At 43.8% G+C, this 15,943-nt stretch carries 12 protein-coding genes; 6 read left to right on the plus strand and 6 right to left on the minus strand.

Annotated features, from left to right (window positions below):
• Positions 1–34: 34 nt before the first annotated feature.
• The 3 genes from OEG80_RS03035 to OEG80_RS03045 form a co-directional block, all read right to left on the minus strand.
• Positions 35–1,102 carry an iron chelate uptake ABC transporter family permease subunit gene (locus OEG80_RS03035; RefSeq protein ID WP_263241682.1) on the minus strand — a complete coding sequence of 356 codons (1,068 nt, stop codon included), beginning with the start codon at positions 1,100–1,102 and terminating at the stop codon, positions 35–37.
• Positions 1,103–1,164: 62 nt separating this feature from the next.
• Positions 1,165–2,271 carry an ABC transporter permease gene (locus OEG80_RS03040; protein WP_263241684.1) on the minus strand — a complete coding sequence of 369 codons (1,107 nt, stop codon included), beginning with the start codon at positions 2,269–2,271 and terminating at the stop codon, positions 1,165–1,167.
• A gap of 81 nt (positions 2,272–2,352) precedes the next feature.
• A complete protein-coding gene (locus OEG80_RS03045) occupies positions 2,353–3,405 on the minus strand; it encodes a siderophore ABC transporter substrate-binding protein (protein WP_263241686.1) in 1,053 nt (350 codons plus the stop codon).
• A 409-nt stretch (positions 3,406–3,814) separates the two neighbouring features.
• Between OEG80_RS03045 and OEG80_RS03050 the strand changes: the two genes are divergently transcribed.
• The 3 genes from OEG80_RS03050 (at position 3,815) to OEG80_RS03060 (ending at position 6,030) form a co-directional block, all read left to right on the plus strand.
• Entirely contained in the window at positions 3,815–4,732 is a 918-nt protein-coding gene (locus OEG80_RS03050) for an energy transducer TonB (RefSeq protein ID WP_263241687.1), read from the plus strand.
• A 106-nt stretch (positions 4,733–4,838) separates the two neighbouring features.
• Positions 4,839–5,528, plus strand: coding sequence for a MotA/TolQ/ExbB proton channel family protein (locus OEG80_RS03055; RefSeq protein ID WP_020444083.1), 690 nt, complete (start codon positions 4,839–4,841; stop codon positions 5,526–5,528).
• A gap of 100 nt (positions 5,529–5,628) precedes the next feature.
• Positions 5,629–6,030, plus strand: a complete 402-nt coding sequence (locus OEG80_RS03060; RefSeq protein ID WP_011514224.1) for an ExbD/TolR family protein — start codon at positions 5,629–5,631, stop codon at positions 6,028–6,030.
• Positions 6,031–6,205: 175 nt separating this feature from the next.
• Here OEG80_RS03060 and OEG80_RS03065 read toward each other — a convergent pair whose 3' ends face one another.
• Positions 6,206–6,751 (minus strand): DUF2799 domain-containing protein, encoded by a 546-nt coding sequence (locus OEG80_RS03065; protein WP_020444082.1) that lies wholly within the window; start codon positions 6,749–6,751, stop codon positions 6,206–6,208.
• 320 nt (positions 6,752–7,071) lie between these two features.
• Here OEG80_RS03065 and OEG80_RS03070 point away from each other — a divergent pair, with 320 nt between their 5' ends.
• Together OEG80_RS03070 and topA are read left to right on the plus strand one after the other, a co-directional pair.
• Positions 7,072–7,668 (plus strand): hypothetical protein, encoded by a 597-nt coding sequence (locus OEG80_RS03070; RefSeq protein WP_263241688.1) that lies wholly within the window; start codon positions 7,072–7,074, stop codon positions 7,666–7,668.
• 279 nt (positions 7,669–7,947) lie between these two features.
• Positions 7,948–10,638 (plus strand): type I DNA topoisomerase, encoded by a 2,691-nt coding sequence (gene topA / locus OEG80_RS03075; protein ID WP_020444080.1) that lies wholly within the window; start codon positions 7,948–7,950, stop codon positions 10,636–10,638.
• Between the two features lie 111 nt (positions 10,639–10,749).
• Here topA and OEG80_RS03080 read toward each other — a convergent pair whose 3' ends face one another.
• Both OEG80_RS03080 and lon read right to left on the minus strand, forming a co-directional pair.
• Entirely contained in the window at positions 10,750–11,307 is a 558-nt protein-coding gene (locus OEG80_RS03080) for a superoxide dismutase family protein (protein ID WP_133105082.1), read from the minus strand.
• Positions 11,308–11,581: 274 nt separating this feature from the next.
• The gene (gene lon, locus OEG80_RS03085; RefSeq protein ID WP_263241691.1) at positions 11,582–14,206 is read right to left on the minus strand and encodes an endopeptidase La; all 2,625 of its coding nucleotides are present in this window, start codon (positions 14,204–14,206) and stop codon (positions 11,582–11,584) included.
• Between the two features lie 318 nt (positions 14,207–14,524).
• On the opposite strand from lon, the gene OEG80_RS03090 reads away from it, so the two are divergent.
• Positions 14,525–15,886, plus strand: a complete 1,362-nt coding sequence (locus tag OEG80_RS03090; protein WP_263241692.1) for a Na+/H+ antiporter family protein — start codon at positions 14,525–14,527, stop codon at positions 15,884–15,886.
• The last annotated feature ends 57 nt before the right edge of the window (positions 15,887–15,943 follow it).

A 15,943-nucleotide genomic window follows, 5' to 3' on the forward strand; every position in this document is an offset into this window, starting at 1 on the left:
TTTTAGCTGAATGTTTAATAAGTGATTAGAGTTTTTAGTTCGAGCGCCGCTGGCTCATAAATATCAATGCTAGAAATACCAAGCCGCCTGCCAGCTCAATAACGACTGATAATACGCCTGCCATACCGAGCACTTGTTCAAAGAGCGTTTGACCGAGTACCAAGCAAATCATCGCTACTAAACTCACTAAAATGAGCCGTTCGCTATGATACATATGGCGCGCCAGTCGATTGGTTAGAGCGCAGACCAATAAGCCAAAAAAGGTCACTGGACCGATCAACGCCGTAGCTGTAGCGACCAATACCGCGATGACGGTTAATAGCCCAAATGCCAAACGTTGATAGTTAATACCGAGATTAGTTGCCTGCGCTTTACCCAACATCAGCACATCACATTGATACCGCCAGCGCCAAATAAATAGCGCACTTACGACACAAATAAATAGACTGATGACTAATAGCTGCGGATTGACCGTATTAAACTGCGCGTAACTTGCCGATTGCACCACCACAAAATCATCTGGATTAATCAGTCGCGCAATCAGGGCTGATAAGCTGCGAAACAAGACTCCAAAAATAACCCCTACCAATATCAGCCGCGTTAAGTCCTGACTGCTTTTGGAGAAGAGTAATTTAAACAGCAATAACGACGCGCCAAACATCAATACAATCTCAAGCGAAAATTTGGCAACTGGATTAAGACTAGTAAAGCTAATTGCGCCTAAGAAAAATACCAATACGCTTTGTAATAATACATAAAGCGAATCAAAGCCCAATAATGAGGGCGTGAGGATAGGGTTATGGGTTAAAGTCTGAAAAAGCAGAGTAGAGACGCCAATTGCGTAGCCGACCACCATCAGCGCCAATAGTTTTTTGCCCCGTAGTGGCAGGGCAAAATCCCAATGCCCATGGACATTGACGGTTAAAAATAAAATGGCGGAGATTAATAAAACAAGAGCCGCAACAGATTTAGGATGTTGACTGATAGCTAACCATAGCCTTGCCCAGAATTTTGCTAATAGGTTCAGGTTGGCGGTAGCACTCTTAGCACTATCAATAGTAGCATCAGTCGTTTGACCAGACGAGGCAGAAGGTAAAAACATACGCTAATCTTATAAAAGAGAATGGCAAGTAAAACAATGAAAACTTAGATAATCTAACTCATTTAGGACTCAGCAGGCGCACGTAATAATAGCCATAAAAACACCACCGTTCCGACCACGCCAAAGACAGTTGCTACCGGAATCTCGAACGGATAGCGAATCGAGCGTCCGATAATATCGCAAAGTAATATCGCTGAAGCACCCAATAACGCGACCGCTGGCAAGCTGCGCCTGAGCTTATCACCCATAATGCGACTGACGATATTTGGCACGACCAAACCAATAAAAGGAATCATGCCAACCGTCACCACGACCACGGCACTCATCATGGCGACCATACCAACGCCAATCCACGTCACATGACGCTTACTGATACCCAAATTTAAAGCAATATTATCGCCCAAACCAATAATGGTCAGCTTATCGGCGATAATATAAGCAATAATACACAGCCCGCCGGTCAACCATAACAGCTCATACCGTCCTGACAACACGCTTGAGAAGTCACCAAATTGCCAAACGCTGAGCATCTGTAACGTTTCCGTTTGATAGGCAATAAAGGTAGTAATAGCATCAATAATCCCGCCAAAGACAATACCAATCAACGGAATCATCAAGAAATCTGTCGGCGGAATACGATGAATCAGCAGCATAAAGAGCATCATGCCAAATACCGCCGCAATGGTTGCCACACTCATCTTTATAATTAGCGCGCTGGCTGGAAAGAACAGACTCACCACCAATAAGCCAAGGGCAGCGCTTTGAGTTGCGCCGACCATAGACGGCTCTACAAAGCGATTCTTGAGTACCACTTGAATAATCATCCCAGCCACTGCCATGGCAATACCGGTCAAAATAATAGCAATCGTCCGCGGTAAGCGGCTGACCAGCATCAGTGAGCTGTCTGAGTTGGCACTATGATTGGCGAGGCTATGAAAAACACCTGACCATGAAAAATCAGCAACCCCAATAGATAAACTTAGCAATATCAACATTCCCATGATGACAAAGCTTGCGGTATTTATTAACCAAGGTGCTATTTTTGCGTGTCGTGGTTTAGAGTTTAACTGACCATTTACCTTCTGCTGCCATCTTGAGGGTACAGAAGATATAGATGTATCACTATTAGCGTTATCAATATTAGTAGCGTGATTAGAAAATAGGGGCATAACGGCTGCTAACTTATGGCTGGCGTAAAGGGTAGACGCAAGAATGGGCACTTACGTCTGTTTTTCAACGAATAAAAATGTTTACTTTGCTTGGCTAAATGCCGTTTTAATCGCGGTCAAATCTTGCATCCACTGATAATAACCGCCAAATGCTAGGTATGAATCTGGGCTTAGATAGACCACTTGAGATTTTTTCCAAGCCGTCGTTTGCGCGACTAATGGATTGTCCAAGACAGCTTTTGCACCAACGCTTTCTTCACCGATAGCCGCGCTACGGTCAATCACAAACAACCAGTCAGGGTTGGTTTTTTGCAAGTATTCAAAGGAAACCGGCTGACCATGATCGGCGTCTTTTATCTGATTATCTATCATAGGTACGCCAAGTACGGTATGGATAAAGCCAAAACGTGACTTATCACCGTAAGCAGACAACTTATTACCATTAACCATGATGACCAAGCCATTGCCTTTATCTTTGGTCGCTGTTTTCGTCTCATCAATAAGCCCGTCGATATCCTGTTGCAGCTTCAAGGCTTGATCGCTTTTGCCAAATAACGCACCCAAATCATGCAAGCGCTGTTTGCTAGACTCATAGATATTGGCAGTATCAATACTCATATCGAGCGTTGGGGCGATGCTTGAGAGCGCATTATATTTCTCTGCCATACGCGAGCCGACCAAGATAGCTTGTGGTTGCATTGCGTTCAATGCTTCAAGATCTGGCTCAAATACCGTGCCGACTTCTTTCGGATCTGGTTGAGTTTTTGAATGCAGATTATTCAATTTTAGACCGCTTGGCATGCCATCAACAGCGACATCGAGCGCTGCCAAATCCTGCATCAAGGTCATGTCATAAACCACTAGCGGCGATGGGTTGATTGCCAAATTAACAGATCCCTTGATGGTATCAACGCTAATAGTGGTCACAGAAACCGCTTCGTTAGTGGCGACATTTTTGGCTTTATCAGCGGTTTTATTTTCGGTGTTGCTATCTGCGGGTTCTGAGTCATTAGATTCAGGAGCGCTACAGCCAGTTACGGTAATACTAGTAAGCAGTGCAGTCATGAGAGCAGCTATTAAGGGACGTTTAAAAACAGAAGTAGCACGGTGGCTAGAGAATGAGGTAGTAGACATAGATAACTCGGTATAGGACGGGTTTTGGCAGTTTTATACAACCTGCTCGATAAAAATCTTCATTTAACGGCAGGTTAAATGATTCGGTGTTTTATTATAAATTGGATAAATAATTCAGCCGCCATCATAAAGTAATTGAGACGTATTATCAATAAAGATGATAATGATTTTTATTACCTGAGTGTATTCAGGTTATAATAAACTCGCATACTGACCTAGATCGAACTTAAAAAATTCACAATAACGCCTGAAATATTAGAAATTTACTATTGATAATAATTATCGTTTGCATTATTATCACCACCATTCTATGACGGTTAAATGCTAGAGTATTATGAGTTCAACGGATTTAGAGACGCCCCCACTTAAATCAATCTTGATAGCTATACTAGTTGTAGTAGGGCTTCACGTGCTTACAGCAGTGGCATTGGTGGCAATGAAACCGTCTGCACCCAAAGTCGCGCTGCCCAAACAGACGCCGCCTATTGAAATAGAGCTGGTATCATTACCTGCTGCGTTACCTAAAGAGCCGGAAAAATTTTTGAAATCTGTTGAAAAAGAAGTGACTAAGGTTGTGATAGATAAAAGCACGCCAGCGCCAAAACCGCAGACTATAATAAAACCAAAGCCGGTCACAGAGACGCCAAAACAACCAGTGGTACAAGAACGCAAACCTGATATTACACCGCTAGTCAAAAAAGAAAAGACAACGTCGATTGCTCAAGAAAAGCCGTCACAAAAACAGACTAAGCAAGAAGAGCCGCATCCCGCCATTGATAAAGCCATATCTGAGCAGCTTGCTAATAACCAAAAGGTTAACAATCAGCAAGCTGAGCAACGTCGACTTGTAGCAGCACAAGCGGAAAAAGCAGCGCAAGAAGCACAGAGGCAACAGGCGCAGGCTCAGGAAGCGCAAAGAGTAGCAAATGCTAAAGCGAGTGCCGAAGCAGCAAATGACGCGGCCCAAAAAGCAGCAAGAGCGGCTAAGCAAGCAGAAGAGGCCGCTAAAGCAGCTGCTGAAAGTAATGAGCCTGTCAATTTTACCGCCAGCTCGGCAAATTGGGTATCAGCGCCAAACTTCAGTTTCCCTGAGCGCGTTGCACGACGAGCAAATTCGGGTGATACGCTCAACGTTGTGTTGATACTGAGGGTAAACAAGCAGGGCGGGATCGATAATGTGCGTATCGCTCAATCTTCGGGGAATGCGGCATTGGATAAAGAAGCGACGCGGCAAGTGCGCTCAGGCAAGTTCAAACCCTTTACGAATAATGCTGGCGTACCAGTGGTTGGTAATGTGACCTTGCCTGTGAGCTACGCAGTACCTTAATGATTATCCATCTATAAAAACATACATTCTACTCTTTTCACGATAAGCATAAATGCGATAGTCGCTGCAGGTTTATGTGATTGCACAAATTACTAGGGAGTCTGACATGGACTTTACAACTTACTGGCAATATAGCGACATGGTGACTAGAACCTTGTTCTTTTTACTGCTCGCTTTATCTATCATCTCTTGGGTCACGGGCATCATTCGGGTGCTACAAAGCCGAAAATTGGTGACGACTGTTGCTGATGATTTGAGCCAGCAGATGCAGGCAAAGCGCTCAGATCTAAGCGTGGCAGATGCAGCGACGCGGCGTTTGATTACTGAGCAAACCTTGCTAAAGCACATTGGTCGCTACCGTTTTGCTAGCGAGCGTGGTTTGCCTATCCTTGGTACGACAGCAGCGATTGCACCGTTTATTGGTCTGTTTGGGACAGTATGGGGTATTTTCCATGCCCTACGTAATATTGGTATGAGCGGACAAGCAGGACTTGGGCAGGTAGCGGGACCGGTCGGTGAGGCACTTATCATGACCGGTTTAGGAATAGCCGTAGCGATTCCAGCGGTAGTGTTCTATAACCTTGCTGTACGTATTAATCGTAGCATCATGTACCATGCAAATGATCGCGCCCATGATTTACTGGCGCAATCTGCTGAGCTAGCAGTCACACAACAATCATCAATAAATAATGAACATGCCGTGACTCAAGCTCAGTTAGTAAAAGGCAATCATACAGAGACGCAAGCCCCTCAACAAACAGAACATTATCATAAATCAGCGCCATCACAGCCGTAACTCTATTTATTGATAGGGTTTTACATTAAAAGAAAGCGAAGCGACAGATAAGCTAGAAAGTCGTAGCTTTGATGATTATACAAAACGTATTGAGAATATTATGGCATTTCAATTGGGTGATGATAGTAGTCAAAGCATGAATGAGATGAACCTCATTCCGCTGATCGATATCATGCTGGTATTGATGATTATCTTTTTGTTGACGGCGAGCGTATTGAATCCGGCAGTGCCATTAGATTTGCCAAAGACCAGTGCGATGTTAAATGAAATCCCGCCCGAAGCGATCCAAATCAGTATTGATAAAGATGCAGGAATATTTTGGGACAGCGATCCTATTAGTATGGAAGAGCTAGAAGTACGCTTGCAGCAGCAAAGTGCCGCTGGCAAAGATCCTTCCGTACAGCTACGTGCTGATAAAGACAGTAAATATGATACCGTCGCTCAAGTGTTGGCAGCGGCGAGTGAAGCGGGACTAAGCAAAATAGCCTTTGTTAATGAATAAACGTTAAAGCCATAAGATTGCTGAAAATATCAGCAAGCTTATTAACAGAAAAATCAGTAGAATAATAATAAGAACCATTAAAATAATAAACTTTCTCTCCGGCCTCACAAGGTAATCTTGTGAGGTTTCCTTTATTTTATTAATGTATTATTTAGCTTTTATTCTTGATAAATGCTTACCAGCCGTAGCCAAACGGGCGATAGCCATAGCCGCCATAGCGTCCAGGACCATAACCAAACGGATAAGGCGAACGCAAGTAATCAAGGTCACGTTGGCGGATATGGTAATAACGACCTTGCGCGTAAGCTTCTTCGAGCTTTTCAATGCCTTCAAGCGGGCAGACAGGCTGCCAGTCATAACCTTCACGTCCACGCTTATAAGCATTTAGCTCAGTACAGTATTTTTTTAGCCCCAGCTGGCGACCCTGCTCCCATTGAATACGGTTTGGCATGGGAGCGCCAGCACTAGCACAGCTATTAGCATAATGACCAAAATAATCCCCTGAGCGCCCATTGATACCGTCGGCATAGCCCACTTCTTGCCAGTTGCTGCTTTGACATTGCTGCGGCGTCAGGCTTTTTTGAGTGGTGGCACAGCCTGATAAAGTAAATAAGGCAACACCGATTAGTGTTAGGGCAACGCTGGACCTACTCATGATTGGAGTGCGCGATTTTTGAGTAAAATTGGCACTCGATGAGTTTCGCTTAATAAGATTATTCATAATAAACCTGCGCGCGTTTAAAATTATGGTTTATCATAGCACCTTTTTATAGGCTCGACTTTTTGTATCTTGTTATCGAACGAGTAGCTTTCTGTACTAAGTATTTGATATGCCAATATAAATATCAGCGATATTGTAGATTAGCTGCTTGCTTGTCTCATAACGATAGATAATCTAGCAAGCGGTAATTTGTATACTTGCGCTCTATTCTTCTTAATTTTTGAGAGATGACACGCATTATAAATACAGTTATCAAGGTCAGTCACGTATAAAATAATCGCTGTTATGAGCGAACTTATTAGCTAAAAGGTCAGATTGTCATGGGTATGTGGATTGCTATTCTCATTGTACTATTCGTATTAGGGAGTATGATGGCGCTCAAGCCGAGCGGTATCGATCAGCGTTTAGATAAGCTTCGTATGACCGCGCGCCGCTTGCAGCTCAATCCAAAGCTGGTCACTTGTCCTGACTGGATGAAGGGTAAAGACAATGAGTATGGTCGCGGGATGATGGGGCAGTATTGCTTAATATTAGAAAATACCAATCTGCCGTTTACCCGCTATCAAGTGATTGATGGGCAATGGCGACCAGATAGTAGTTTTGTCGATACGACTACAGATGATAATAAGCTTATCGTGCCAACGGCTATTCGTGCGAATCAAAGCAATACCCATACGGCAATTAAGAAGCCCAATGTCAGTTTGGACAAGATGCCACTTGATTTGCCAGTCAGTATTGAGCCCTATGTAAAGGGGCTATTGACTAAGGCAAATAGTATCGTAATTTATTGGGAAGATATCGCTTATGTACGCCCTGCGACCAATCCTACTTATCAGCAAAAATTGATTGAGAGCGATTTATTAGCGCTCAAAGAAAAGCTTGAAGAGTGGGCGCTGCAGATGCAAAAGATCCTATAAAAATCGCCACAAGGTAGCAAATTGTTTTTTCGTCTCCATAAAAGAACGATATGCAAGTGCTTTTGGCAGACGCTTAGTCATTTTCAGTTGACAGTTTAAGCCTTAGCAGTGTAACGTCTTTATAACTGAAACCTTTCGTTATGGTTATCATTTGTTTTATAACCGATTTTACTAGCAGCCATTACTACAATAATTTGCCACGCCCTTATAACCAAACCTATAAATGGCATGCTGCTAGACAATTCTTATTTTAATTTACTTATTATGGTGTCGTCACCTATGACAAAACCCGCAGCTAAAAAAAGTGCAGCGCCCGCTGCTGATAAACCTAAAGGCAGCCCGAAAGCCAGTCCAAAGGGCAAATCTTTGGTAATTGTTGAATCACCCGCCAAGGCAAAAACCATCAATAAATACTTGGGTGATGATTTTATCGTGCGCTCAAGTATCGGTCATGTCCGAGATTTGCCAGTCGGTGCAAGTAAAAGCGCAAAGAAACCAGCAACGACCAAAAAAGATGACAGTCTAAGCAAAGAAGAAAAAACCCAGCAAGCATTGGTACGGCGTATGGGTGTCGACCCTGAGCATGATTGGGCGGCAGTCTATGAAGTCTTGCCAAATAAGACCAAGGTCATCAAAGAGCTGAAAGCTTTAGCCAAAGATGCTGACAAAATCTATCTGGCAACGGATATGGATAGAGAGGGAGAGGCGATTGCTTGGCATCTTAAAGAAGTCATCGGCGGCGCTGACAGTAAGTATGAGCGTGTGGTTTTTAACGAGATTACCAAATCTGCCATTCAAAATGCCTTTAAGCAACCGTCTAAACTTGATATTGACCGAGTTAATGCACAGCAAGCGCGGCGTTTTTTAGATCGTGTCGTTGGTTTTATGGTATCGCCACTTTTGTGGCAAAAGGTTGCTCGTGGTCTATCGGCGGGTCGCGTGCAGTCAGTTGCCATGCGCTTGGTTGTTGAGCGTGAGCATGAAATCCGCGCCTTTATTCCAGAAGAGTATTGGCAGATTCATGCCGATACCCATATTGCTGAGAGCAAAGCCAAAAAAGCTGCAGACGCTGAGCAAATTGGTATTCGTTTAGAAGCCACTAAGCAAGGCGGCAAAACGCTAAAGCTCGTCAATAAAGAGCAGACCGATAAAGTATTAGATGTCCTAAAAGCAAATGACTTTATCGTCAAAGAACGTGAAGAGAAGCCAACGCAGTCGAAACCAAGTGCGCCTTTTATTACCTCGACTTTGCAACAAGCCGCCAGCACGCGTCTGGGATTCTCAGTTAAGAAAACCATGATTTTAGCGCAACGTTTATATGAAGCGGGTCACATTACTTATATGCGTACCGATTCGACCTTTTTATCAGGTGATGCGCTTGCTGCGGTACGTGGCTATATCGAAGACAGCTATGGTGCGAAATACGTGCCAGAAAAGCCGAATTTCTATGGTAATAAACAAGGCGCACAAGAAGCGCATGAAGCCATACGTCCGTCTAACGTCAATATGAAGTCAACGCAGCTTAAGGCCGTTGAACGTGATGCAATACGTTTGTATGAGCTAATCTGGCGTCAGTTTGTGGCCTGTCAGATGCTACCAGCAAAATATCTATCAGTGAATTTATTCGTTGCTGCTGACGACGTTGAGTTAAAAGCACGCGGTCGTACCTTGGTATTTGATGGCTATACTAAAGTGATGCCACCTGCCAAGACCGACGATAACTTATTACCAGATGTGAAAAAAGGCGATAAATTAATAGTAGATAAGCTTGATCCGAGTCAACATTTTACCAAGCCGCCACCGCGTTTTACTGAGGCAAGCTTGGTCAAAGAGCTTGAGAAAAAAGGCATCGGTCGTCCATCGACCTATGCTTCTATCATCTCTACTATTCAAGATCGCGGTTATGTAAAGCTCGAAAACAAGCGCCTGTTTGCTGAAAAAATGGGTGATATCGTCACCGACAGACTGACCGCAAGTTTTCCTGATTTGATGGATTATACTTTTACTGCTGCGCTAGAGGACAAGCTTGATCATGTTGCAGAAGGCGATACCGATTGGAAAGATGTGCTCGATAATTTCTATGGCGACTTCAAGACAACGCTTGATCGTGCTAAAGAAAAAGACGGCATGCGCCCGAATGATCCAACCGATGTACCAGATGTCCATTGCGATCTTTGTGCTCGTCCAATGCAGCTACGTACCGGTTCGACGGGTGTATTCTTAGGTTGTACTGGTTATAACTTACCACCAAAAGAGCGCTGTAAAGGCACTAAGAACTTAATGCCAGTCGAAGCTTTTGCCAATCTTGATGATGCCGAAGGTGATGACGAAGCGGCCGAAGTCAGAGATTTGATGGAGAAGAAACGCTGCCCGAAATGCGGTACGGCAATGAATGGTTATATCGTTGATGGCGGTCTGAAGCTGCATGTGTGTGGTAACAATCCTGATTGTGATGGTTATGTCTTAGAAGAAGGTAAGTTCGAAGTGCCTGGCTCTGACTCTCCAACCATTGACTGTAATAAGTGCGATGGACAAATGGAGCTAAAGACGGGACGTTTTGGTCCTTACTTTGCTTGCCAGCAATGTGATAACACGCGTAAAGTGCTGAAAACAGGCGAAGCAGCACCGCCGCGCATGGATCCTATCCATCTACCAGAGTTAAAATCTGTTAAGCATGAAGATTACTTTATCTTACGTGAAGGCGCAGCGGGCATGTTCTTAGCAGCCTCTAAGTTCCCTAAAGTACGGGAGACACGTCCGCCAAAGCTTGCTGAGCTGCGAGAGATTAAAGATAAAATGGAAGACAAGTTCCAGTATTTGTTTGCAGGACCAGATGAAGATCCAGATGGTAATCCGACGATTTTACGTTGGTCGCGCAAGAAAAAAGAGCAGTATATCGGCTCTGAGAAAAATGGCAAAGCCACACGTTGGGGCGTTTACTGGCGTAAAGGCGAGTGGGTAGAGGAGTAAATTTCTTTTACCTTTAATCCGTCAGTAGTTTCAGGCTATAAAAAAACCTCTTAGACAATCTAAGAGGTTTTTTTATGATTTAAAATCGAAGCTGTGATTATGGACTATGGATTATCTTTTTTCGATGATACCGCAAGCGACGCGATCACCGGCATTACCAGCTGGCTGACTGGTGTAATCATCAACGCCGCTATGCACGATAAAGGCTAGGCGATTGACGCTGTATTTACCAGCATCAGCGGCAGAAATTTTCTTATTCACATAATTGATAGTTGCGACACCATCTGCATTAGCCGTTAGATTAGGTAAGTCGCCTGCATGGCCATTCATGTCATCTGGGTTAGAGTGTGGTTTGTTATCTGGATTAAAATGCCCACCTGCTGCTTTACCCATATTGCCACAGCTTCCTGTTTCATGAATATGTAGCGACACGGTCTGACCCGGCTGCAAGTTCATCAGCTTACCATATACTTGTACACCGCCATCAACGGGACGTAAAAACATTTGCCCGACTTCATTTTTATCACCACTAACAGCATTAATGGTCGATTTTAAAACAGGTTGGTTTAGAGGATTGCCTGTTTGCATCTGACCTTCTACCGTTTGGCAACCCGTCATTGCTAAAGCAGAACCACATAATAGAGCACTTGCAAGTATTGTCTTATTCATTATTATCTCCGTTTTAAATTTTTGTTTTTGATATCATCAATGATTTACTGTATCAGTATAGCTAGGCGCTTGAAGGAGTTATTCACCAAAAGCGCAACAATCGGTTAATAAATGTAAGTATCATATGATTTTTAAAAGAAGGTAACTTACGCAAGATATCTTCCTATCATATTTGAAGGGATTTAATCCAAGAGAAAATAAATAGCAAATTTAAAAATCCTGAACAAAAAAAAGACCGTAACTAATATTACGGTCTTTTTCTTACGTTAACTTATTAATTGTGTAGCGCTTTACCTTTGGTCTTATCAACCGTTACTTTGGCAGGTTTAATTGGTACTGGCATACTGACCAACGCTACTTTTAATATCTCATCAATCGTCGCGACTGGCTGAATGGTTAAGCCTTCTTTGACGTTATCAGGGATATCGGCTAAGTCACGCTCGTTAGTATCTGGAATCAACACATGCTTGATACCACCACGATGCGCTGCGAGCAGCTTCTCTTTAAGACCACCGATACGTAGGATTTTACCGCGTAGGGTAATCTCACCTGTCATGGCAATATCTGGACGAATAGCAATACCAGTTAAGGCAGATACTAAAGCTGTCGTTAGCGCACCACCAGCAGATGGACCATCTTTTGGAGTGGCGCCTTCTGGCATATGTACGTGGACGTCAGTCGTTTTAAAGGTCTCGTAATCAATCCCTAAGCTATCGCCACGAGCACGTACCACACTCATCGCTGCACGGATAGATTCTTTCATCACATCGCCTAGTGAACCGGTAAAGATAAGCTCACCTTTGCCTTGCATCGCAACCGCTTCGATAGTGAGTAGCTCGCCACCGACTTGTGTCCAAGCAAGCCCAGTAATACGACCAATCTCAGGCTCTTCTTCTGCTAGACCATAGTCATACTGATGGACACCTAGATAGTCATCGATGTTTTTGTCATCGACCACGACCAGCTCACGTTCTGCTTTTTTCGGAGCGCGGGCGCCATGCGTTTCAACCGAACCGCGAACCACTTTACGGCAGATTTTATTCACTTCACGCTCAAGGTTACGTACACCTGCTTCACGTGTATAGCTACGAACGATACTATGTAATGCCGCTTCAACAATCTCAATCTCGCCTTCTTTGAGACCGTTATTTTTAATGGCTTTTGGCACTAGATACTTCTGCGCGATATTCACTTTTTCTGCTTCGGTATAACCCGGTAAGCGAATAACCTCCATACGGTCAAGTAGCGCAGCTGGAATATCCATACTGTTAGCGGTACAGATAAACATCACTTGTGATAAATCTAAGTCCATATCTAAATAATGGTCATTGAAAGTATCATTCTGTGATGGGTCTAGCACTTCAAGCAACGCTGATGCTGGATCACCGCGGAAGTCATGCGCCATCTTATCGATTTCATCCAATAAGAAAAGCGGGTTTTTGACTTCTACCTTTGCCAATGACTGCACGATTTTACCTGGCATCGCGCCGATATACGTACGGCGATGACCACGAATCTCCGCTTCATCACGTACGCCGCCAAGCGCCATACGCACAAACTTACGACCGGTTGCGCGTGCAATTGATTCGCCCAATGAAGTTTTACCAACACCTGGAGGACCAACTAAGCAAAGAATCGGACCGCGCAGTTTTTTCACTCGAGACTGTACAGCGAGATACTCTAAGATGCGATCTTTGACATCTTGTAAGCCATAATGGTCTTCGTCTAGAACAGTTTTAGCTTTATCTAAATTGATAGAAACTTTAGTCGTCGCATTCCACGGCGTGTCCAAAATCCATTCAATATAGTTGCGCACTACTGAAGATTCACTCGAAGCCGGTGGCATCATTTTGAGCTTTTTCATCTCTTGCTCGGCTTTTTTGCGTACATCTTCTGGCAAGTCAGCTTCATCAAGACGTTGTTCAAGCTCAGCCACGTCATCTTCACCATCGAACGCACCGTCATTCATATCTGACAGCTCGTTTTTAATGGCTTTCATCTTCTCGTTTAAGAAGTATTCGCGCTGATTGTCTTCCATTTGCTGACGGACAGCTTCTTGGATATCTTGTTCAATGTTTTGCTCAGCACTTTGCTTGACCAAATACTCAGTCAAAGTGTTGATATGGGTTTTGATATCATTTTGCTCTAAAAATGACTGTTTGATATCAAGATCCATCGACACACGAGTTGAGATAAAGTAGACCAACTCAAGCAAATCATCGATACGTTTTGCAACGCGCGTTAGCTCACGCGCATTACGTAGACGTGCATCGGCATAGCTTTCAAACAGCGAGGTTAAAGCTTGAATCGTGTTTTTCTGCTGGCTTTCATCCATGCTGACATCAAGGTCTGCACGCGCAAAGCTTGCCATCAATAAATCATCATGACTCTCTATCGAATCAACACGAGCGCGATATTGACCTTCGATCAATACTTTGATGCAATTCTCATCGCTATCATGTGGCATGGTGCTGACGATACGACATACTGTGCCGTATTGATATAAGTTATCGTGATCAATGTCTTCGGTGAGCGAGTCTTTTTGAGCAACGACCAAAACCTTATTGCCGTACTCAGCTTGCGCCAATTCAACCGCTTTGACTGAAGGCTCACGACCGACAAACAAGGCAATTTGCATATGCGGATAAACAACGACATCGCGCAGTGCCAATAATGGCAGATAATCTTCAACAGCATCTTCTTTACTGTCTTTTGCAGTGTCATCTTCTTGAGCAGCGTCAGACGCTGACTTGTTTTCTACTGCATTATCAGACGAGGTTTTTAGCTCGTTCTGTTGCTCGTTTTCTAGCTCACTTTGCTGCTTGTTGTCATCAGCAACGTTAGGTGACACGTCGACATCGATGTCGATATTGTCTTTATCAATTTTATGTTCACTCATATATTCTTCCTCGTTCACCAGACTTGTAAAGTCAAGTTAGTGGTTCATGTTTAGATAAATGGTGCTGCTATATAAAATTGCAAGGCTCTGTTATCAACAGTTGAGAGAATATTGTTCCTTTATCTACTTTTTCTCTTCAGGCTATTTGGTTTTGCGCGTGGGTTTTAGTCGTAAAATCAGGTAAAATAGCGCGCGTCTTAATCGCTCCGTTCAAATAGCAACTGTGTGGATTAAAAGGCTGAGACGACATAAGTAAATTGGCAGCATACCAAAATGGGTCGATAGTAGGCTAAAAAATATACGGTAAGGGGCAAGAATATGACCATCAATGCGGTGCTACTGGCGGTAGTCATCATGCTAGGGCTGTCTTTGGCGCGGGTACACGTGGTACTCAGTTTGTTAATCGGTGCGCTGGCAGGTGGGCTCATTGCTGGTCTCGGTATGACTGATACCTTGAACGCCTTTCAAGAAGGGATTAAAAACGGCGCGCAAATTGCGCTGTCTTATGCGCTGCTAGGTGCGTTTGCAGTAGCAATTGCACATTCCGGCTTGCCACAATCTTTGGCAGGGGCAGTGATTAAGCGCATTGATGCAGGCGGCACCAGTGGAATGATTAAATATATGCTGTTTGCAGGTCTTGTCACTATGAGCTGCTTTAGCCAAAACTTAATCCCTATTCATATTGCCTTTATTCCCTTGCTTGTGCCGCCATTATTATTGGCATTTAACCGCATGCATATTGATAGACGCCTGATTGCTTGTCTGATCACTTTTGGACTTGTCACGACTTATATGTTTATCCCGTATGGGTTTGGCGATATTTATCTCAATCAAATCATGCTTAAAAATGTTGGTGAAGCGGGTATCGATATCAGTAATATCTCGGTAACCAAAGCCATGGCAATTCCCGCTTTGGGTATGTTCGTGGGCTTACTGATTGCTGTATTTATCAGCTATCGTAAACCGCGTCAGTATCAGCAGCTATCAATTGATAAAGCTGCGCATGATGAAGTGTTAGAGAGTGACGAGTTAAGCAAAACCGCGGCTACTGCACAAACACAAAGTAAAATGAAGACGCTAGTGGCGATTGCAGCGATTGTCACTGCTTTTGTGGTGCAGCTATATACTGATTCGTTATTGCTAGGATCTATGTTTGGTTTTGGCGTCTTTATGGCGACAGGCGTCGTCAAATGGCGTGATGCCGATACGGTCTTTAATGATGGTATCAAGCTGATGGCGATGATTGGCTTTATTATGATTACGGCGCAAGGGTTTGCGGAAGTCATGAAAGCGACTGAGCAAATACAGCCATTGGTCGATGGGGCGGCATCGTTGTTTGCTGGTAACAAAGCGATGGCCGCATTTATTATGTTACTCATTGGTTTGATTGTGACCATGGGTATTGGCTCATCCTTTTCGACCATTCCAATTTTGGCAGCGATTTATGTACCACTCTGTATTTCGTTAGGCTTCTCGCCCCTTGCTACGGTTGCGATTATCGGTACAGCAGGCGCACTTGGTGATGCCGGTTCTCCAGCGTCAGATTCAACATTGGGTCCCACTTCTGGTCTAAACGTTGATGGGCAGCATGATCATATCAAAGACAGCGTGGTGCCAACCTTTATCCATTACAACATTCCGTTATTGATCTTTGGCTGGATTGCGGCGATGGTACTTTAATTAATAATATAAACTCTTAATGTCGATATAAAAAAGGCGAGTGATTTCATAATCATT

The sequence above is a fragment of the Psychrobacter sp. SC65A.3 genome, assembly GCF_025642195.1.
In the GTDB taxonomy this organism is placed as follows: Bacteria; Pseudomonadota; Gammaproteobacteria; order Pseudomonadales; family Moraxellaceae; genus Psychrobacter; species Psychrobacter cryohalolentis.